This window comes from Delftia sp. SD018 (assembly GCF_017355445.1).
GTDB lineage: Bacteria > Pseudomonadota > Gammaproteobacteria > Burkholderiales > Burkholderiaceae_C > Comamonas > Comamonas acidovorans.
Genome location: NZ_JADDRN010000008.1, coordinates 116,771 through 137,029 on the forward strand (window position 1 = coordinate 116,771; position 20,259 = coordinate 137,029).

Annotated in this window: 20 protein-coding genes and 1 tRNA gene; 19 read left to right on the forward strand and 2 right to left on the reverse strand. The window is 67.8% G+C overall.

Annotation, left to right across the window (positions count from 1 at the left end; translation table 11 throughout):
- Nucleotides 1-11 precede the first annotated feature (11 nt).
- From INR38_RS10665 to INR38_RS10705, 9 genes are all read left to right on the forward strand, one after another.
- Nucleotides 12-284 (forward strand): oxidative damage protection protein, encoded by a 273-nt coding sequence (locus INR38_RS10665; protein ID WP_012206441.1) that lies wholly within the window; start codon nt 12-14, stop codon nt 282-284.
- A gap of 172 nt (nt 285-456) precedes the next feature.
- Nucleotides 457-1,125: a trimeric intracellular cation channel family protein gene (locus tag INR38_RS10670; protein ID WP_012206442.1), complete on the forward strand. Its 669-nt coding sequence runs from the start codon at nt 457-459 to the stop codon at nt 1,123-1,125.
- A gap of 15 nt (nt 1,126-1,140) precedes the next feature.
- Nucleotides 1,141-3,081, forward strand: a complete 1,941-nt coding sequence (gene mnmC, locus INR38_RS10675) for an FAD-dependent 5-carboxymethylaminomethyl-2-thiouridine(34) oxidoreductase MnmC (RefSeq protein ID WP_207443360.1) — start codon at nt 1,141-1,143, stop codon at nt 3,079-3,081.
- A gap of 191 nt (nt 3,082-3,272) precedes the next feature.
- The gene (locus INR38_RS10680) at nt 3,273-5,354 is read left to right on the forward strand and encodes a TonB-dependent receptor (protein ID WP_207443359.1); all 2,082 of its coding nucleotides are present in this window, start codon (nt 3,273-3,275) and stop codon (nt 5,352-5,354) included.
- 34 nt (nt 5,355-5,388) lie between these two features.
- Nucleotides 5,389-6,264: a tungsten ABC transporter permease gene (locus INR38_RS10685; RefSeq protein ID WP_207443358.1), complete on the forward strand. Its 876-nt coding sequence runs from the start codon at nt 5,389-5,391 to the stop codon at nt 6,262-6,264.
- Nucleotides 6,265-6,297: 33 nt separating this feature from the next.
- Complete coding sequence (locus INR38_RS10690) at nt 6,298-6,846, forward strand: DUF2478 domain-containing protein (protein ID WP_034395316.1); 549 nt, start codon at nt 6,298-6,300, stop codon at nt 6,844-6,846.
- Nucleotides 6,847-6,851: 5 nt separating this feature from the next.
- The gene (locus INR38_RS10695) at nt 6,852-7,913 is read left to right on the forward strand and encodes an iron ABC transporter substrate-binding protein (RefSeq protein ID WP_207443357.1); all 1,062 of its coding nucleotides are present in this window, start codon (nt 6,852-6,854) and stop codon (nt 7,911-7,913) included.
- Nucleotides 7,913-8,926, forward strand: a complete 1,014-nt coding sequence (locus INR38_RS10700; protein ID WP_207443356.1) for an iron ABC transporter permease — start codon at nt 7,913-7,915, stop codon at nt 8,924-8,926. Before INR38_RS10695 ends, INR38_RS10700 begins: the two co-directional genes overlap by 1 nt.
- On the forward strand, nt 8,919-9,752 hold the full coding sequence (locus INR38_RS10705; protein ID WP_207443355.1) for an ABC transporter ATP-binding protein: 834 nt from the start codon (nt 8,919-8,921) through the stop codon (nt 9,750-9,752). The genes INR38_RS10700 and INR38_RS10705 overlap by 8 nt, the downstream gene beginning before the upstream one ends.
- Here the strand turns inward: INR38_RS10705 and INR38_RS10710 are convergent.
- Nucleotides 9,688-10,605: a hypothetical protein gene (locus INR38_RS10710; protein ID WP_242699033.1), complete on the reverse strand. Its 918-nt coding sequence runs from the start codon at nt 10,603-10,605 to the stop codon at nt 9,688-9,690. The genes INR38_RS10705 and INR38_RS10710 overlap by 65 nt on opposite strands.
- 381 nt (nt 10,606-10,986) lie before the next feature.
- On the opposite strand from INR38_RS10710, the gene INR38_RS10715 reads away from it, so the two are divergent.
- The 8 genes from INR38_RS10715 (at nt 10,987) to INR38_RS10750 (ending at nt 18,267) form a co-directional block, all read left to right on the forward strand.
- Nucleotides 10,987-12,819, forward strand: coding sequence for a nitrite/sulfite reductase (locus INR38_RS10715; RefSeq protein WP_207443353.1), 1,833 nt, complete (start codon nt 10,987-10,989; stop codon nt 12,817-12,819).
- Nucleotides 12,820-12,847: 28 nt separating this feature from the next.
- Entirely contained in the window at nt 12,848-13,231 is a 384-nt protein-coding gene (locus tag INR38_RS10720) for a DUF934 domain-containing protein (protein ID WP_012206452.1), read from the forward strand.
- A 1-nt stretch (nt 13,232) separates the two neighbouring features.
- The gene (locus INR38_RS10725; protein ID WP_013801647.1) at nt 13,233-13,991 is read left to right on the forward strand and encodes a phosphoadenylyl-sulfate reductase; all 759 of its coding nucleotides are present in this window, start codon (nt 13,233-13,235) and stop codon (nt 13,989-13,991) included.
- A gap of 41 nt (nt 13,992-14,032) precedes the next feature.
- Complete coding sequence (cysD, locus tag INR38_RS10730) at nt 14,033-14,965, forward strand: sulfate adenylyltransferase subunit CysD (protein WP_013801646.1); 933 nt, start codon at nt 14,033-14,035, stop codon at nt 14,963-14,965.
- On the forward strand, nt 14,965-16,347 hold the full coding sequence (locus tag INR38_RS10735; protein ID WP_207443352.1) for a GTP-binding protein: 1,383 nt from the start codon (nt 14,965-14,967) through the stop codon (nt 16,345-16,347). The genes cysD and INR38_RS10735 overlap by 1 nt, the downstream gene beginning before the upstream one ends.
- A gap of 164 nt (nt 16,348-16,511) precedes the next feature.
- Nucleotides 16,512-16,841, forward strand: coding sequence for a ferredoxin FdxA (gene fdxA, locus INR38_RS10740; RefSeq protein WP_012206456.1), 330 nt, complete (start codon nt 16,512-16,514; stop codon nt 16,839-16,841).
- A gap of 13 nt (nt 16,842-16,854) precedes the next feature.
- Nucleotides 16,855-17,907, forward strand: a complete 1,053-nt coding sequence (locus INR38_RS10745) for an NAD(P)/FAD-dependent oxidoreductase (protein WP_207443351.1) — start codon at nt 16,855-16,857, stop codon at nt 17,905-17,907.
- Between the two features lie 87 nt (nt 17,908-17,994).
- On the forward strand, nt 17,995-18,267 hold the full coding sequence (locus tag INR38_RS10750; protein WP_242699034.1) for a hypothetical protein: 273 nt from the start codon (nt 17,995-17,997) through the stop codon (nt 18,265-18,267).
- Between the two features lie 45 nt (nt 18,268-18,312).
- Here the strand turns inward: INR38_RS10750 and asd are convergent, their stop codons facing one another.
- On the reverse strand, nt 18,313-19,167 hold the full coding sequence (asd, locus tag INR38_RS10755; RefSeq protein ID WP_065345055.1) for an archaetidylserine decarboxylase: 855 nt from the start codon (nt 19,165-19,167) through the stop codon (nt 18,313-18,315).
- 450 nt (nt 19,168-19,617) lie between these two features.
- Between asd and infA the strand changes: the two genes are divergently transcribed.
- Together infA and INR38_RS10765 are read left to right on the forward strand one after the other, a co-directional pair.
- Nucleotides 19,618-19,866, forward strand: coding sequence for a translation initiation factor IF-1 (infA, locus tag INR38_RS10760; protein ID WP_012206460.1), 249 nt, complete (start codon nt 19,618-19,620; stop codon nt 19,864-19,866).
- A 60-nt stretch (nt 19,867-19,926) separates the two neighbouring features.
- A tRNA-Pro gene (locus tag INR38_RS10765) sits at nt 19,927-20,003 on the forward strand.
- Nucleotides 20,004-20,259: the final 256 nt, after the last annotated feature.

Sequence of the window (20,259 nt, forward strand, 5' to 3'; positions counted from 1 at the left end):
CTCAATTCCCCATGGCACGTACCGTTCACTGCATCAAGCTTGGCGTTGACGCTGAAGGCCTGGACTTCCCGCCCTACCCCGGCGAGCTGGGCAAGCGCATTTTTGAAGGCGTGAGCAAGCAGGCCTGGGCCGACTGGCTCAAGCACCAGACGATGCTGGTCAACGAAAACCGCCTGAACCTGGCCGACGCACGCGCCCGCCAGTACCTGGCCCGCCAGATGGAAAACCACTTCTTCGGCGGCGGCGCCGATGCTGCGGCCGGCTACGTGCCTCCTACGGCCTGAGCCGCTTCGTGCCCTTTCACCGCCCCCGTCGCACCGCGCCGGGGGCGGTTTCATTTGCGGTGCCGCAAACGGCCGCCGCCCAGAGACCGCCTACAATGCCCGCCTTCTTGCGCTGGACGGCGCAGTGGCCGCACACCCTGCGGCGCGGGCCGGTCTTCATCCGAGGTTTTCCGTGCTTCCATCCGTCTCCCTGCTGGAATCGTTCCAGGCATCGCAGTTCACCGTCATGCTGGTGATCTACCTCGTGGCCATCACGGCCGAAGCCATGTCGGGCGCGCTGGCGGCGGGCCGGCGCAACATGGACATCTTCGGCGTGGCCGTGATCGCCTTCGTCACCGCGCTGGGCGGCGGCACCATCCGCGACATGGTGCTGGGCCACTACCCCATCGGCTGGACGCAGCACCCTGAATATGTCTACCTGGTCATCTCGGCCGGGCTGCTGACCATCGTCGTGGCGCGCCACATGCACCATCTCAAGCAGGTCTTTCTGCTGCTGGACGCCATGGGGCTGATCGCCTTCTCGCTGATCGGCTGCAACGTGGCGCTGGAGCTTGGCTACCCGCCCGTGGTGGTGGTGATGTCGGGCATGCTGACCGGCATCAGCGGCGGCATTCTGCGCGACGTGCTGTGCAACCAGGTGCCGGTCGTCTTCCGGCGCGAGCTGTACGCCAGCGTGTCCCTGGCCGTGTGCCTGCTGTTCCTGGGACTGCGCACGCTGGAAGTGGGCTCCAACCTCAGCACCGTCGTCTGCTTTGCCGGCGGACTCACGCTGCGCCTGGCCGCCATCCGCTTCAAGTGGAGGTTGCCCGTGTTCTCCTACCAGCAGCGCTGGGAGGAGTAGTTCTGCCCCTTGCCCATGTCCGAACCCATTGACTGGCTGCCCGATGGCACGCCCTACAGCCCGCGCTTCGGCGACCGCTACCACAGCGAACTCGGCGGCCTGGACCAGGCCCGCCACGTCTTTCTGGGCGGCTGCGGCCTGCCGGCGGCCTGGGCCGATGCGCCGCAATGGCGCATCCTGGAGACCGGTTTCGGGTTCGGGCTGAATTTCCTCGTGGCCTGGGAAGCCTGGAAGGCCGATCCCCGGCGCCCGAGGCTGCTGCATTTCGTCTCGGCCGAGGCCTTTCCCGTCAGTGCCGACGCCATGCGCCAGGCCATGCCGCACGAGCCAGGATTGCGCCTGCTGGCGGAAGAGCTGGCCACCCGGTTCCAGGGCCTGCTGCCCGGCGTGCACCGCCTCGCCTTCGAGCAAGGGCGCGTGCTGCTGACGCTGTACATCGGCGATGCCCAGGCGATGCTGCGGCGCCAGCAGCTCACGGCCGACAGCATCTACCTGGACGGCTTCACGCCGGAACTCAACCCCGACCTCTGGAGCGCCGATACCCTGCGCGCGCTGGCGCGCCATTGCCGGCGCGGCACGCAGCTGTCCACCTGGTGCGTGGCGCGCACGGTGCGCGATGGCCTGGCCCAGCACGGCTTTCAGGTCCGCAAGGTGGATGGCGTGCGCCCCAAGCGCCACAACCTGCATGCCGTCTTCGACCCGGCCTGGCAACCGCGTGGGCCGCGCGGGCCGCGTGCACAGCCGCAGGAAGCCATTACCCCACAGCGCTGCATGGTGCTGGGTGCAGGCATCGCCGGTGCGGCCGCCGCCGCCAGCCTGTCGCGCCGTGGCTGGCAGGTCACTGTGCTGGATGCTGCCGACGCGCCTGCAGCGGGCGCCTCGGCCCTGCCCGCGGGCCTGTTCTGCCCCCATGTCTCGCCCGATGACAGCCTGCTGTCCCGCCTGAGCCGCGACGGCGCACGCCTGACCCTGGCGCAGCTGCAAATGCTCTCCGGCCAGGGCCTGCTGCAACCGGGCACGGACTGGTGCGATACCGGCGTGCTGGAGCACGGCGTGGAAGCCGCCCCGCGGCTGCCGCGCGACTGGCAATCCCCCGGCCCGGGCGACCACTGGAGCCGGCCCGCCAGCGCCGATCAACTCTCGGCGGCCGGCCTGCCTGCCGACGCCCCGGCCTGCTGGCATGTGCAGGCCGGCTGGGTGTGCCCCGCGCGGCTGGTGCAGGCGCAGCTGGCGCTGCCGGGCGTGCGCTGGCAGGGCCGCGCCTGCGTGGCGCGTCTTGCATGCATCGACACAGCCGGTGGCGCGCCCGTCTGGCAGGCCCTGGATGCACAGGGCAATCTGCTGGCCGAGGCTGAACTGGTTGTTCTCGCCCTGGGCCCCGCCACGAATACGCTGCTGGAGCACAGCCTGGGTGCGCAGGCCGCCTGGCCGCTGCAGCCCATACGCGGCCAGGTCAGCTGGGATGTGCACACCCCGGCCAGCGCGCAGGCCATGCCGCCCTTTCCCGTCAACGGCCATGGCAACCTGGTGCCTGCCATGCCGCTGCCCGGCGATGCAGCCGGGCCAGGCTGGGTCATGGGATCGACCTTCGAGCGCGACCAGACCGCGCTGCCGCCAAGTCCCGAAGACCAGGCCGCAGCCCATGCAGCCAATGGCGCCAAGCTGGCGCAGCTGCTGCCACGTGCCTACCAGGGCCTGCAAGGCTTCTTCGACGCGCCACCGCGCGCCACCTGGGGCGCCGTGCGCGTGGCCTCGCCAGACCGGCTGCCCGTGGTCGGACCGGTGTCCGATCAGGCTCCTGGCCTGTGGGCGATGACGGCCATGGGCTCGCGCGGGCTCACGCTGTCGCTGCTGTGCGGCGAGCTGCTGGCAGCACGCCTGCACGACGAACCGCTGCCCCTGGATGCCAGGCTGGCGGCTGCCCTGGCCAGCGAGCGCCTGGGCCGCAGGCGCTGAGCCGTTGAACCGCCCGGCCGCTGAACGGCCCGGCATTCACACAACGGCCTGAAAGAAAACCCGAGTCTTCCCGCAGACGGTTTTTTGTCACTCGTTATGCTTTCTAGTGCATATCGCTAGAATCCGGAACCTGTTTTCAAAAGGAAACAACCAGCCGCTCCCCGCGTTCAACCACACAAGAACCTGAAACCGTGACCCGCCAGCCCCGCTTTTGCGCTCCCGCATCCTCACCCGCCCTCTGCTCACCCTCGTTCCGCCTTCGCTCCGCACTGACACAAGCCCTGCTGCTCGCAGGCCTGGCCGCCAGCACGCAGGCGCAAGCCCAGGTCGAGGCCCAATCGGGTGCACCTGCAGCACCGGCTTCGCAGACCTTCCAGCTGGGCACGGTCGATGTGCACGGTGCGCGTGATGAAGCAGAGGCCATATCCGGCGATGAACAGCGACTGGACGCCGCCGAGATGCGCCAGCGCAATGCCGACACCGTGGCCGACGCCGTGCGCCTGCTGCCGGGCGCCACGCTGTCGCGCAACAATCGCAACGAGGAAATGATTTACCTGCGCGGCTTCGATCCGCGCCAGGTGCCGGTCTTCGTGGACGGCGTGCCGCTGTACGTGCCCTATGACGGCTATGTGGACTTCGGCCGCTTCACCACCTTCGACCTGTCCGAGATCCGCGTGGCCAAGGCCGGCGCCTCGCTGATGTATGGCCCCAATACGCTGGGCGGCGCCATCAACCTGGTCACGCGCAAGCCCGTCAAATCGTTCGAGGGCGATGCACGCATCGGCGCAGGCGCAGGCGGCGAACGCAAGGCCGCCGTGAACCTGGGCGGCAACCTGGGCACCTGGTACTACCAGCTGGGCGCCTCCTACCTGGACGCAGACAGTTTTCCGCTGCCCAAGGGCTTCAAGGACTTCAAGAAGCAGCCCACCGACACGGGCAACTACCGCGACAACGCCTACCGCACGGACAAGCGGCTGTCGTTCAAGCTGGGCCTCACGCCCAATGCCACGGACGAATACGCGCTGGGCTATGTGCGCCAGGAAGGCGAGAAGGGCAACCCCGTGTATACCGGCAGCGCCACGGGCAAGAACGTCATCCGCTACTGGCGCTGGCCCTATTGGGACAAGGACAGCGTGTACTTTCTGAGCACCACGCGCATCAATGCCGACAACCTGCTCAAGACACGCATCTACCACGACACCTACCAAAACGGCCTGGACATGTACACGGACGCGAGCTACACGCGCCATGACCCCACCAGCAGCTACAAGGACGTGAGCCAAGGCGCCAGCATCGAGTGGGCCAACTACAGTTTCAAGGGCCATGCGCTGCGCCTGGGCGCGCACTACAAGATCGACGAGCACACCGATGCCGCCTCGGCCAAGGACCCCAGCAAGCACTACCGCGACGTAACGCGCTCGCTGGTGGTCGAGGACACGATCTCCCTGGCCGAACGCTGGAGCCTGAACCTGGCGCTCAGCCACGACCAGCGCGATGCGCGCGAGGTCTACCAGTGGCCCACGGGCTCCGCCAGCGCCACCAATGGCGTGGCCAAGCTCGGCTATGCGCTGGGCGGCGGCAGCGAGGCGTATTTCATCGCCTCGCACAAGACGCGCTTTCCCACCATCAAGGACCGCTACTCGGCACGCATGGGCACGGCCCTGGCCAACCCCGACCTGCAGCCCGAGACCGCCAACCACCTGGAGCTGGGCGTCAGCGGCTCGCCCTGGCAGGGCGGCCAGGGCCAGGCCGCGCTGTTCTACAGCCGCGTGCGCAACCAGATCCAGACCGTGGTCGTGGCCTCGGCCGAATGCGGCGGCACCACCTGCAACCAGGCGCAGAACGTGGGGCGCACGCGCAATATCGGCATGGAGCTGTCCCTGGCCCAGCAACTGTCCGCGCAATGGGGCGTGAACGCCGGCTACACCTACCTGAACCGCCGCAACACCAGCGACTCCAGCATCACGCTGACCAACACGCCGCGCCACCGCCTGCTGGCCGGTGTCCAGTGGCGTCCGCTGGCGCAGTGGGAATTCAATGCTGAGGTCGAGTCCGAGAAGGGCCGCTACGTGCCGCTGTCAGGCAGCGGCCAGTTGCAGACGCTCAAACTGCCCGGCTACGGCATTGCCAACCTGCGCGCACGCTACAAGCCGCGCAGCGACATCACCGTGGACTTTGGCGTGGCCAATATCGGCGACAAGTGGTACCAGTTCGATGACGGCCTGCCCATGCCGGGCCGCAGCTGGTATGTCAACCTGGGCTATCGCTTCTGAAACCGGGTCGGAGACTGTGCCCGTACCCGATTCCATGGAACCGATCTGCCACCCTCGCCGCCGCCTGCTGGGCGCCCTGCCCGCGCTGGCAGCCCTGAGCGGCTGCGCCGCCCAGCCGGCCGAACCTGCCAGCGTGAACGTGGCCGTGGTCGGCGGCCTGTCGCTGTGCGGTGTGTGGCCGCACCTGGCCGACGCGGCGGACCGCAGCCTGGGCCTGTCCGTGCGCACCGCCGTTGCCGCGCCCAAGGAGGGCGTGATCCCCGCCATGGCCCAGGGCCGCGCCCAGCTGCTGCTCATCCACGCCAGCGACGAAGCCATGTCGCTGGAGGCTGCCGGCCTGGCATCGGCCGCGCGGGTCTGGGGCTGGAACGAGCATGTGTTCGCTGGCCCAGCGCATGATCCGGCCGGGGTGCGCGGCGCGGCCGATGGCGTGGAGGCCATGCGCCGCATCGTTGGCAGCGGCTCACCCTTCATCGCGCTGCGCGACCCCGGCAGCTATACCGTGGTCCAGCGCCTGTGGCGCCGCGCCGGCATACGGCCGGACGCCCGCTGGCTGCGCGCCGACACCGGGCCGCGCCCCCAGGCCGTGCTGCAGTTGGCGGCCGAGCTCCAGGCCTATGCCGTGGTCGGCCATATCCCGCTGCATTTCGGCAAGATGGGCGCGCCCGGCATCGAACTGCTGCTGCACGGCGACCCGCTGATGCGCCGGCCCTATGTGCTGCTCACGCCCGGGCCGCACCATCCGGCCGACGCCCGCCAGCGCCGCAGCGCGCAACGGCTGGCCGAGCATCTGCTGTCCGCACCGGGCCAGCAGGAACTGGCGCTGGCCAATGTGGCAGCCGGAGGTCCCTGGATCTTCGGGCGCGACAGCATGCCCCTGGTCAACGACACCGGCGGCGGCCAGGAGTAAAAACCTGCCTGGATTCCACAAGCACCGCATGCCATGAACTCACCTGCCACCCTGCCCCTGGCCGCCCTGGTCCATCCAGACGACGAGCATGCAATGGAGCTGCTGCTCGAACGCGTGGCACGCCGCCTGCAAGGCGCGGGCTGGCGCGTGGGCGGCCTGGTGCATCGCCAGGACCGCTATGCCAACGGCAACAAGCGCATGCAGCTGTTCGACCTGCGCAGTGACCGCCAATTCGAGCTGTCCCAGGACCTGGGCTGCGCCTCGCGCGCCTGCAGTCTCAACCCCCAGGCCCTGGCCCAAGCCAGCGCCGTGCTGCGCCAGGCGCTGGACGATGGCGTGGATCTGGTGGTGATCAACCGCTTCGGCATCGTCGAGGCCTCGGGCCAGGGCTTTGCCGCCGAATTCGCGGCCTTTGTCGAGGCCGGCACGCCCGTGCTCACGGCCGTCGCGGCCCGCCATCTTGAAGACTGGCGCAGGTACACCGGCAGCCTGCATGCCGAGCTGGCAGCCGATGAGGTGCAGATCGAGCAATGGTGCCAGGCACAGCTTGAGCGCCGTGGCTGCGCCAGCCCCATCCCCTGATTTTCATGACCGATCTTCTGTTCACCCGCCGCCGCTGGCTGGGCCAGGCCATGGCGGCACTGGCCTCATCGGCTCTTGTTCCCGGCCATGCCCAGGCAGCCACGATTGCCGCCCGCATGGGACAGATGCCGGACCCCGCCAGGCTGCGCCGCGTATTCGCGGCCGGCCCGCCCGCAGGCGTGCTGGTGGCCACGCTGGCACCGCACAAGCTGCTGGGCTGGCCCCAGCAGCTGGACGATGTCTCGCGCGCCTATCTGGGGCCCACACTGCAGGCGCTGCCGCACCTGGGCCGCCTGTCCGGGCGCGGCAGCACCATGCCGCTGGAATCGCTGCTGAAGCTGCAGCCCGACCTGGTGCTGGACGCCGGCACGGCCGATGCCACCTATATCTCTGCCACCGAGCGGCTGGCGCGCCAGACCGGCCTGCCCTGCGTGCTGATCCAGGGCTCGCTGACCGACCACGCACGCCAGTTGCGCGAGGTCGGCGCCCTGCTGGGCGAGGCCGCACGCGGCGAAACCCTGGCCCGCCATGCCGATGCCGTGGCGGCGCTGGCGCAGCGTGCCACCCAGGGCCTGGCACCGGCCGAGCGCCCGCGCGTGTACTTCGCACGCAGCGCCAATGGGCTGGAAACAGGGTTGGCGGGCTCCATCAATGTGGAAGCCGTCGAATACGCGGGCGGGCGCAATGTGGCCGCCGATGCAGGGCGCGGCGGGCTCACGCGCGTGTCCATGGAGCAGATCCTGGCCTGGGACCCGCAGGTCATCGTCACGCAGGAACCCGGCCTTGCCGAGCGCATGCGCCAGGACCCGCTGTGGCGCGGCGTGGCCGCCGTGCGCTCGGGCCGCGTGCACTGCGCGCCGGTCTGGCCCTTCGGCTGGCTGGATGGTCCGCCCGGCGTCAACCGGCTGATCGGCGTGCGCTGGCTGCTGGAAAAGCTCCACCCGCAGGCGCCGTCACTGCAGGGACTGCCGCCGTTGGAGCGCGAGGTGCGCGACTTCTACCGCCTGTTCTACGGCGCCGACCTGTCGCCCGCAGCGCTGGGCAGGCTGATGGAGACTGCGCGTTGATGCCCGCCTCAGGCCGCCGCCTGGGGTGGGTGCTCGCGCTGGCCTTGCTGGCCGCCGTGCTGCTGTGGGCGCTGGCAGCCGGGCAATTTTCTATCGCGCCGCAGCAGCTGTGGCAATCGCTGCTGGCGCGCGCCACGGGCACGGCGTCCCCCTTGTCCGCCAGCGCCGAGACCGTGCTCTGGAACATCCGCCTGCCACGCATCGCCGCAGGCCTGGCCGTGGGCGCCACGCTGGCGGCGGCGGGTGCGGCCTACCAGGGCATGTTCCGCAACCCGCTGGTCTCGCCCGACATCCTGGGCGTCTCGGCCGGTGCCGGCCTGGGCGCGGTGCTGGGCATCTTCCTGGGCTGGTCCATGGCGGCCGTTCAGGCGCTGGCCTTTGGCGGCGGGCTGGCCGCCGTGGCCGTGGTGGTGGCCATCAGCGCCAGCGTGCGCCGGCATGACCCCGTGCTGGTTCTGGTGCTGGCCGGCATTGCGCTGGGCGCGCTGCTGGGCGCGGGCATCGCACTGGTCAAGATGCTGGCCGACCCCAATACACAGCTGCCATCCATCACCTTCTGGCTCATGGGCGGCCTGAGCGCCGTGACCCTGCCCGAGCTGGCTGCCACGGCACCCGTGATGCTGTGCGCCCTGTTGCCCCTGATGCTGCTGCGCTGGCGCATCAACCTGCTGGGCCTGCCTGACGAGGAGGCGCTGGCCCTGGGCGTGCCCGTGGCACGCCTGCGCCTGCTGCTGGTGGCCTGTGCCACGCTGGGCACGGCGGCGGCCGTGTCGCTGGCCGGCAGCGTCGGCTGGGTGGGGCTGGTGGTGCCGCATGTGGCGCGCCTGCTGGTCGGCCCCAATTTCGTGCGCCTGCTGCCGGCCTCGGCGCTGCTGGGCGCGGGCTTCGTGGTTGCGGCCGACACGCTGGCGCGCAGCGCGGCGCGCATCGAGCTGCCGCTGGGCATTCTCACGGCCCTGGTTGGCGCGCCCTTCTTTCTTTACCTGCTGTCGCGCACGGGGCGCAATGACTGAGGTGCAGGCCCCACCCGTGCTGCAGACGCTGGCCCTGGCCACGGGCCATGGGCGGCGGCGCGTCAGCCAGGGGCTGGACCTGGCCATTGCCGCAGGCGAGGTGCTGTGCCTGCTGGGCCCCAACGGCTGCGGCAAGACCACGCTGTTCCGTACCGTGCTGGGCCTGCTGGCGCCGCTGGCCGGAGAGGTGCGCGTGCAGGGCCAGCCCGTGCACAGCTGGCCGCGTGCCGAGTTTGCGCGGCGCGTGGGCTATGTGCCCCAGGCGCAGGCCGGCGTCTTCGGCTTCGAAGCGCTGGACATGGTGCTCATGGGCCGTGCCGCGCGCCTGCCTGCGCTGGCCCGGCCTTCAAGTGCCGACCGTGCCCTGGCGCTGGGCTGCCTGGAGCAGTTGGGCAGCGCCCATCTGGCGCTGCGCCCCTATACCGAGCTGAGCGGCGGCGAGCGCCAGCTGGTGCTGATCGCACGCGCCCTGGCCCAGGAGCCCGCGCTGCTGGTCATGGACGAGCCCACGGCCAGCCTGGACTTCGGCAACCAGATCCGCGTGCTGGACCAGATTGCCGCGCTGCGTGCACGCGGCATGGCCGTGCTGCTGTCCACCCACCAGCCCGAGCATGCGCTGCAAGTGGCCGACCGCATCGCCCTGCTGGGCCGCGGCGGCCTGCAGGCCTGCGGTGCGGCGGCGCAAGTGGCGACACCGGCCGCGCTGGCTGCGCTCTATGGGGTGAGCGAGGCGGCCGTGGCGGCGCGGCTGCCGGCAATCCCTAAGGTCTGGGCGGGCGCCACTTCCAACACGGCGGCGGCGTCAAGGGCCGGCCTGCATCCTTGAGCAAGCGCTGCAGCAATTGCTGCTCGCTGTGGATGGAAGGATCGGCCAGCAGCCGGGCAAACTGGGCTCCTCCGTCCTGCATGCCGAGCGGGGCGGACGCTTGCATCAGCCACTCCAACTGGCGCCGCCGGGCCTGGGCCGCGGCGCGCTCGGCCGGGGTTTTGGCCAGCCGGCGTTGAATCGCCAGCCCAAAGCCCTCATCCAGCACGGTCGATGAGCGCTCCGTCAGCAGGTGGGCTACATGCAGGCAGTCGGCCTCGCGCGCCGGGGTTTTGCCCATCGCTTCGGGTTTGCAGGCATCCAGCAGCGCCTTGTAGCCCGTCAAGGGAAAGGCTGTCCAGATACCTATTGCAGTGATCACCGCGCCTTCCTCGAGCCGGTAGTTCGGACTGCCACCCAGCGCCTGCAGCTCCTGTGCCGTGGGCGGATGACGCAGCAAAGCGGACTGCATCCAGCGCACGCCGTCATACATGTGCAGGTCCGCATAGCGGCTTTCGCGCGCTGCAACCAGCAGTTCCTGCGGTCCCAGCGCCTGCTGCATCAGCGCAGAGAAATTGCTGGGCTCCAGCGCCAGCCAGCGGCGAGCAGCCTCGGAGCGCACTTCGCCTTCGTCCTCAGGGGCCTTGGAGGCCAGCAGTTGATAGGCCAGCGCATCCTGCCCTGCCCGCTCCAGCGCGTCCTGGCGCCAGCCCTCGGCCTGGCTGACAGCGCTTTTGTCGCGGGGCGACAGATTGATCAGGATGGCCGCAAAGGCCAGATCGCGCCCGCTGCCGGAACTGGCCAACTGCGCCGCCACGCGATGCAGATACGCATCCCAGGCCGATTCCTGTGCGGATTTGTCGGGTTCAGGCATGTCAGCTGTGTGCGCTGCTGACAACGGGGACGGCGGCGGTGCCGGCTTCTGGACCTGCGCCTGAGCAGCAGTTGCCAATGCCAAGGCCAGCCCGATGGCGGCACAACGGTTTCGCATTCTGAAATCCTCCCTCTGGCCGGAAAGCATATCGGCCGCTCATGCGTTTGACATGCCCAGCCCCACAAAGCCTGCTGCCATTCACTTATATCCATATCCACATACTTGCAGGACAAAACAATCGTTTGCTTCTATAAGGCCATTGCTTACATTTCCGTCCATGCAGGGTTCTGCGCGCGTTTCCCGCAAGTGCCTCGGTGCCACGCAATGAACCCCTGCACCGCCGCCACTGGCGGCAGTCGAAGACCCCACATCCGAAGCGCCATGTACCAATACACCGAATTCGACAAACAGTTCATCCGCCTGCGCGCCGAGCAGTTCCGTGACCAGCTCGAACGCTGGCAGGCCGGCAAGCTCTCGGAGGATGAGTTCAAGCCCCTGCGCCTGCAAAACGGCTGGTATGTGCAGCGCTACGCGCCCATGCTGCGCGTGGCCGTGCCCTACGGCGAACTGTCCAGCGCCCAGTTGCGCGTGCTGGCCCGCGTGGCCCGCGAGTACGACCAGCCCGACGCCGCCCTGCTGGCCGAGGCCCGCGCCACCCAGGACCGGCTGGGCGACATCCCGCTGCACGACGGCCGCCGCATCGGCTCCGACCTGAAGTTCGGCTACGGCCACTTCACCACGCGCACCAACGTCCAATACAACTGGATTCCGCTGTCCAAGGCCGCCGACGTGATGGACCTGCTGGCCAGCGTCAGCCTGCACGGCATCCAGACCAGCGGCAACTGCATCCGCAACATCAACAGCGACGCGCTGGCGGGCATTGCCATCGACGAGATCGCCGACCCTCGCCCCTTCACCGAAATCCTGCGCCAGTGGAGCACGCTGCACCCCGAGTTCAGCTTCCTGCCGCGCAAGTTCAAGGTCTCCATCAGCGGCGCCGAGGAAGACCGCGCCGCGCTGGGCTGGTACGACGTGGGCCTGCAGTTGCTCAAGAACGAGGCTGGCGAGCTGGGCTTCAAGGTGCGCGTGGGCGGCGGCATGGGCCGCACGCCCACCATCAGCCCGGTGCTGCGCGAGTTCCTGCCCTGGAACCAGCTGATGAACTACCTGGAAGCCGTGATCCGCGTCTACAACCGCTACGGCCGCCGCGACAACGCCTGGAAGGCGCGCATCAAGATCCTCGTGAAGTCCGAGGGCCAGAACTTCATCGACCAGGTCGATGAGGAATTCCGCCAGATCGTCGAGGTCGAGGGTGGTCCCCACACCATCACGCAAGCCGAGTACGACCGCGTGGCCGCCAATTTCCGCGAGCCCGAGCTGGACCTGTCGCCCGCCAATGCCGAGGCCGAGACCCTGGCCCTGCTGCGCACGGCCGCCGAGGAAGACAAGGACTTCGGCCGCTGGCTGATCAGCAACGTGCGCCCGCACCGCCACCCGCAACTGCGCGCCGTGCTGCTGTCGTTCAAGCGCCTGGGCTACGCGCCGGGCGACGCCACGGCCGACCAGATGGATGCCGCCGCCGCGCTGGCCGACCAGTTCTCGGCCGGCGAGATGCGCGTCACCCACGAGCAGAACCTGCTGCTGCCCTGGGTGCGCCGCGACCAGTTGCCCCAGCTGTACAAGGCGGCCAAGGCCCTGGGCCTGGCCAAGCCCAACATCGGCCTGCTGACCGACATGATCGCCTGCCCCGGCGGCGACTTCTGCTCGCTGGCCAATGCGCGCTCCCTGCCCATTGCCGAGGCCATCACCGAGCGCTACCAGGACCTGGACGAGCTGTGGGACCTGGGCGAGATCGACCTGCACATCAGCGGCTGCATCAACAGCTGCGGCCACCACCACAGCGGCCACATCGGCATCCTGGGCGTGGACAAGGACGGCAAGGAGTGGTACCAGATCACGCTGGGCGGCGCCGACGGCTCCCACCTGTCCGGCCCGGCCACGCCCGGCAAGATCATCGGCCCCTCGTTCAGCGCCGCCGAAGTGCCCGGCGTGATCGAGGCCCTGCTGGCCACCTACCGCGAGCAGCGCCAAAGCGAAGGCGGCCGTTTCGAGACCTTCATCGCCACCGTGCGCCGCGTGGGCATCGACCCGTTCAAGGCCGCCGGCAATGCCGCCCGCCACCCCGCCAAGCACACCGAGGAGGCGGCCGCCTGACCCCAGGTGAGAGCCGCAGGAGATCCCCATGAAAATCATCGCCGCCCAAGAGCACCAAAGCCCGGCCGAAGGCCAGCAGACCATCATCGCCCCGGCCAATGACGCCGATCCCTTCACGCTGGATTTGACCGGCGTGCAGCGCATCGACCTCAACTTTCCCAAGTTCACCGATGGCCGCGCCTTCAGCCAGGCCCGCCTGCTGCGCAAGCGCCTGGGCTTCCAGGGCGAAATCCGCGCCACCGGCGACGTGCTGATCGACCAGCTGGTGCAGATGCAGCGCTGCGGCTTCGACGTGGCCGTGCTGCGCGAAGGCGTGGACATCGCCGACGCCCAGCGCCAGCTGGACCGCTTCCACGGCTTCTACCAGGGCGATGCCGTCCATCCCGAGCCCCACTTCGTCAAGGCTGCCTGACATGGGTGCGCAAAGCTTTCTGTCGCGACAGGCATCGGCCAAGGCCACCGAGGTCAACGGCCGTGCCAGCAGCGGCTTTGCCGATAAGCTGGCCGCCACCGAGGCCCTGCTGCGCGAGGCTGCAGCCCTGGGCGCCGAGGCCGTGACGCAGGCCTCCAGCCTGGGCGCCGAGGATGTGGTGATCACCGACATCATCCACCGCCTGGGCCTGGACATCCCCGTCTTCGTGCTGGACACCGGCGCGCTGCACACCGAGACCCTGGCCCTGCTGGAGCGCACCCAGTCGCTGCCCGGCCTGAGCGTCAAGGTCTACCGGCCGCAGCTCGAATCGGTGATCCACTTCATCCGCGACAACGGCCAGGACGCCATGTACCGCAGCATCGAGCTGCGCAAGGCCTGCTGCGGCGTGCGCAAGATGGAGCCGCTGGCGCGTGCGCTGGCCGGCAAGAGCGCCTGGATCACGGGCCTGCGCCGCGAGCAGTCCAATGCCCGCGCCGACGTGCCCGCCGTGGACCGCAGCGAGGTCGAGACCAAGGGCCTGACCAAGTTCAACCCGCTGACCGACTGGACCCAGGGCGATGTCTGGCACTACATCGCCAGCCATGGTGTGGACTACAACCCGCTGCACGACCAGTTCTATCCCAGCATCGGCTGCGCACCCTGCACGCGCGCCGTCAGCCTTGGCGAGGACTTCCGCGCCGGCCGCTGGTGGTGGGAGGATGAAGCGGCCAAGGAATGCGGCCTGCACGCCAAGAAGTGAAGCCTGCAGGGTTTGACACCGATTTGATTGGAAACCAAGAAATGAATGCCCGTGTGGACACCTCCGTGCTGAGCCATCTCAGCAACCGCCACCTCGACGCCCTCGAAGAGGAAACCATCTTCGTGCTGCGCGAAGTGGCCGCCGCCTTCGAGCGCCCCACCCTGCTGTTTTCGGGCGGCAAGGACTCGCTGGTCATGCTGCGCTGCGCCGAAAAGGCCTTCGGCAAGGGCCGCATCCCCTACCCGCTGCTGATGATCGACACCGGCCACAACTTCCCGGAAGTGACCGATTTCCGCGACCTGCGTGCCAAGGAGCTCGGTGCCGAACTCATCGTGCGCAGCGTCGAGGATTCCATGGCACGCGGCACCGTGCGCCTGGCCCATCCGGGCGAAAGCCGCAACGTCCACCAGTCGGTGACGCTGCTGGAGGCCATCGATGAATTCCGCTTCGACGCCCTGATCGGCGGCGCCCGCCGCGACGAGGAAAAGGCCCGCGCCAAGGAACGCATCTTCAGCCACCGCGACAGCTTCGGCCAATGGCAGCCCAAGGCCCAGCGCCCCGAGCTGTGGACGCTGTTCAACACGCGTCTGGCCCCCGGCGAGCACTTCCGCGTGTTCCCCATCAGCAACTGGACTGAACTCGATGTCTGGCAATACATCGAGCGCGAGCAGATCGCCCTGCCCAGCATCTACTACACGCACAAGCGCGAAGTGGTGGAGCGCCGCGGCCTGCTGGTGCCCGTGACCGAACTCACACCCCCGCGCGACGGCGAGGAAGTCGTGGTGCGCGACGTGCGCTTTCGCACCGTGGGCGACATCACCTGCACCTGCCCCGTGGAAAGCGAAGCCGCCACGGCAGCCGACATCGTGCTCGAAACCCTGGCCGCCGAAGTCAGCGAACGCGGCGCCACGCGCATGGACGACAAGACCAGCGACGCCTCCATGGAAAAGCGCAAGAAGGACGGATATTTCTGATGACCACCGCAAGCATTGCCGCCGACGCAGCCGTCGCGGATTCCACGGCCAGCCAGGCCACACAACAGACCGCCGCCAACGCCTCGGCCCTGCGCTTCATCACCTGCGGCTCCGTCGATGACGGCAAGAGCACGCTGATCGGCCGCCTTCTGGTGGACACGCGCGCCGTGCTGCAGGACCAGCTGGCCGGCGTCACCAAGAGCGGCGAGACCGACCTGGCGCTGCTGACCGACGGCCTGTCGGCCGAGCGCGAGCAGGGCATCACCATCGACGTGGCCTACCGCTACTTCGCCACCGAAAGCCGCAAGTTCATCATCGGCGACGCGCCGGGCCATGAGCAGTACACGCGCAACATGGTCACCGCCGCCAGCAGCGCCGACGCCGCCGTGGTGCTGGTCGATGCCACCAAGCTCGACTGGAAGAACCCGCAGCTCACCTTGCTGCCGCAGACGCGCCGCCACAGCCTGCTGGCCCACCTGCTGCGCGTGCACTCGCTGGTGTTTGCCGTCAACAAGCTCGACGCCGTCGAAGACCCGCAACAGGCCTTCGTCCACATCCGCGGCGCGATGGAGCGCTTCACGGCCGAGGCCGGCATTGCCTCCGCGGCCACCGTGCCCGTCTCGGCCCTCAAGGGCTTCAATGTGGTCAACGCCGAGCCCGGCTGGGCCGGCTACGACGGCCCCAGCCTGCTGCAACTGCTGGAGCAGTTGCCCAACACGCCGACCGACACCGGCCTGGCACTGGCCTTCCCCGTGCAGTGGGTGGAGAAATTCTCGTCCTCGGCCGATACCAGCCAGGGCCGCCGCGTGTTCTGGGGCCGCGTGGCCGCAGGCCGCGCACGCGTGGGCGACGCCGTGCAGATCCTGCCCAGCGGCCAGCAGGCCGTGATTGCCCAGGTGCTGGACCATGCCCGCCTTCCCGGCTCCATCGACGCAGGCCTGTCGGCCGGCATCACGCTGGACCGCGAGGTCGATGTCTCGCGTGGTGACTGGCTCGTCGCAGCCCCTGCGGCTGCAGCGGCCGCTGCCGATGACGACTTCGACGCCCCGCAAGCGCAGCCCGCATGGCCCAGCAAGCGCGAGTTGACTGCCACCGTGGCCTGGATGGACGAGCAGCCGCTGGTCCCCGGCCGCACTTACCTGGCGCTGCACGGCCACCGCTGGATCAAGGCCAAGGCCCGCCGCGTGGTGCACCGCCTGAACATCCACACGCTGGCCCAGGAAGAGGCCACCCAGCTGGAGCCCAACGCCATCGGCCGCGTGGAGCTGCTGCTGCAGGAAAGCATTCCCGCAGCGCCCTTCGCCCAGGCCCGCCAGTTGGGTGCGCTGATCCTTGTGGACACGGCCAGCCACGCTACCGCAGGCGCTGCACTGCTGGATTGAGCAACTGGACAGTCCCGCTTCGCGAGCCGGCACATGCCGGCTCGTGGGCTTTCGGAAAACCGCAGCAGTCCGCGCCAGAATCCATGCCATGTGCGGGACTGGCTCCTGAAAAATTTTAGAATCCCGGGTTGATACCGACATTCACACTGCCATAAAAGACTCCCATGACTCACGTCGTCACCGAAAACTGCATCAAGTGCAAATACACAGATTGTGTGGATGTCTGCCCCGTGGACTGCTTCCGCGAAGGCCCCAACTTCCTCGTGATCGACCCTGACGAGTGCATCGATTGCGCCGTGTGCATTCCCGAATGCCCGGCCAATGCCATCTTTGCCGAGGAAGACGTCCCCGCCGACCAACTGGCCTTCATCAAGCTCAATGCCGAGCTGTCGCTGGAAAAGGGCTGGAAGAGCATCACCAAGCGCAAGGCCTCGCTGCCCGACGCCGACGACTGGAACGGCAAGCCCGGCAAGCTGGACCAGCTCGAACGCTGAAGCCGCGCAGCCCATGCAAGACACCTCCGGCACGCAACCGATCCAGACCGATGCCCTCGTCATAGGCGCGGGCCCGGCGGGCCTGTTCCAGGTGTTTCAGCTGGGCCTGCAAGGCATTCGCTGCCATGTCGTCGATGCCCTACCCCATGTGGGCGGGCAGTGCGCGCAGCTGTACGGCGACAAGCCCATCTACGACATTCCCGGCATTCCGGTATGCACGGGCCATGAACTGGTCCAGCTGCTGCAGCGGCAGGTCGCGCCCATGGACGCGCAACTGCACCTTTCCCAGCAGGTCTCCCAGCTGCAGCGCATGGACGATGGCCGCTGGCTGGCGCAGACTACGCACGGCCTTGAACTGCACGCGCGCAGCGTCTTCATTGCGGCTGGCGTGGGTGCCTTTGTGCCCAAGGCGCTGAAGGTGCCCGGCGTGGAGCTGCTGGCTGCAGGCCAGCTTCACTACCATCCCGCCGATCTGGAAATGGTGCGCGGCCAGACCGCCATCGTCCACGGTGGCGACGAAGAGGCCGTGGCCGCGGCCATTGCCTGCGCCGACAGGGCCCAGGCCACCTATCTGCTCTACCGCCGCGACGCCTTCCAGGCTTCGGCCGCACTGCTGGAGCGCCTGCAGGAACTGCGCGACAGCGGCGCCATCCGCGTGGTGATCGGCCAGATCACGCAACTGCATGCCGATGCAGGCCAACTGCGCGCCGTTCAATGGATGGATGGCGAAGGCCAGGAGCACGAACTGGCGGCGCAGCAACTGGTTGTCTGCCTGGGCATCTCCCCCCGCCTGGGCCCGGTCGCCGAATGGGGCCTGGCCATGGAACGCAAGCAGCTGCTGGTGAACCCTGCAACCCAGGCCACCGATGCGCCAGGCATCTATGCGATTGGCGACATCGTCAGCTACCCGGGCAAGCACAAGCTGATCCTGTGCGGCTTCCATGAAGCCACCATGGCGGCCTTTGCCGCCGCCGAGTATCTGCAGGGCGAAAAACCGCTGCTGCAGTACACGACGACCAGCGCACGGCTGCACGCCATCCTCGGCGTTTCCCACCCGCAGGCATGATTGCTCGTGGCCGCACCCCGGCGGCCCTACAGTTTGGCGCGGCAGTGTCGATAGAGTTGGCAGCGTCCACTCATGCACATCAAGCCTATGGTTGCCACACTCGAAGCCCCTACCAGCACCGCGATCGCGCCACCGGCCGATCCGCGCAGCTTCACCTTCCAGATGCCGCTGTTTCGCCCCGGCACGCATGTCACACAAAACGGCAAGGCCGAGAAGGTCAGCCACGTGATACTGCGCCGCCGCGAACTGATGGTCTACCTGGTCGGCCATGAAGACCCCGTCAGGCCTGAACGGCTGAGCATCACGCCTTCGATGTTCACCACACAGCGGCGCCCTGAAGCCCTGAGCTGGATCCTTTGAAAGAAACCGGGCCTGGGCCCGGTTTCATCGATCATCCATCCAGGCTCAGGCCTCGTTGCGCCCTGCCATCTTCTGGCCCAGGCGCACGGGCGCAGCATGCGTCCACTGCTCGTTGAAGCGAAGCCCTGCCGATGCGGGAAACAGCATGACGACGGTGGAGCCCAGCTGGAAGCGCCCCATTTCCTCGCCCTGGCCCAGGACGATGGACTGGTCGTCATAGCGCCAGTCCTGGATGCGTCCGGGACGGGGCGGATTGACGATGCCGTGCCACACCGTTCCCATGCTGCCCACGATGGTGGCGCCCACCAGCACCAGCACCATGGGGCCATGGTCGGTATCGAAAACGCAGACCACGCGCTCGTTGCGCGCAAACAGGCCCGGCACGCCGCGCGCCGTGACCGGATTGACCGAGAACAGTTCGCCCGGCACATAGATCATGCGCCGCAGCCGGCCTGCACAGGGCATGTGGATGCGGTGGTAGTCGCGCGGGCTCAGGTAAATGGTGGCGAAATGCCCGTTGTCGAATTGCCGCGCCAACTGCGCATCGCCGCCGACCAGCGCCGTGGCGCTGTAGCTGTGTCCCTTGGCCTGGAAGATCTGCTCGCCCTCGATGGCGCCGATCTGGCTGATGGCCCCATCCACCGGACAGACCCAGTCGGCCGAAGCCAGCGGCCGCACACCGGGCTTGAGCGCCCGCGTGAAGAACTCGTTGAAGCTGGCATAGGCCGCAGGATCGGAATCGGCCGCCTCCGACATGTCCACGCCATAGCGTGCAATGAAGCGCCGGATGACTGCCGTGGTCAGGTCGCCAGCACGCGCCTGGGCCAGGCGCCCCATGACGGCAGTCAGCGCCTGCTTGGGCAAAAGATACTGGGAGAGAACGGCAAGTCGATCAGACATCGAGGTTTTGCTATGAAAGTAATAGAAGTTGTGGGCGGATTCTAGCCAACCCACACCCTTCGCCCTCAACTTCTCCCGCCGCTTTAAGCACTTGTCATACCCGCCTCGAAGCCAAGCGCACGATTTCCGGAGGCCGCGGATGAAACGCAGATGACAAAGGCAGCACCGTTCCAGCAAAAATCCAACCTGTGTTTTGCGTGCGACGGCCGCATTGGGCCGCGCACGCACGGGAATGCAACGCTGTAGAATTGGGAGGTTTAGCTGTTGCCGGGCTTTGCCTTTGCGACACCATTGTGACCTGGCCTTCCGTTCGGTCTGCGCCTCTTGCGCAGAACATCCACTGCTTTTTCAGCCTCGGCCCACGTACCCCATGTTCTGTGGGCCAGGCAAGGCCTTCGTGGTTCCGACAAGTGAGTGCCGCAACCGACCCAGACCTGAGAGATTGAACACATGGCCAAAGAAGAACTGATTGAAATGCAGGGTTCCGTCACGGAAGTCCTGCCTGACTCTCGCTTTCGTGTGACGCTGGAAAACGGACACCAGCTGATCGCCTACACCGGCGGCAAGATGCGCAAGCACCACATCCGCATCCTGGCTGGCGACAAGGTATCGCTGGAGATGTCGCCCTACGACCTGACCAAGGGCCGCATCACCTTCCGCCACCTGGCCAACCGCGGCCCGGGACCTGGCTCGCGTTGAGCAAAAAATTCGCCCATTGCGAAAATACCCATTTTTTTGACGCTACAATAGCGTTTTAGTCGGAGCGTAGCGCAGCCTGGTAGCGCATCTGCTTTGGGAGCAGAGGGTCGCGAGTTCGAATCCCGCCGCTCCGACCAAATGATTCAAGCCCCTGGTTCGAAAGAGCCAGGGGCTTTTGTCTGTCCAGATCGCAAGTGTTCAACCGAGCGTCGCCAGCTCAGCGCCCGCAGCACTAGCACAAACCTTTCACACCCTTGCCTCCAAGACTGGCAACCAGCCAGCAGATCGGCCCATGCGACTTTGGGAAATGGCAGCAGCTTGCGTTGAGCCTGCTCCTACAGCCTCGCAACCCGCGCCAGGCCAGACTGGGACTCCCAAATCAAGAAGGAGCTC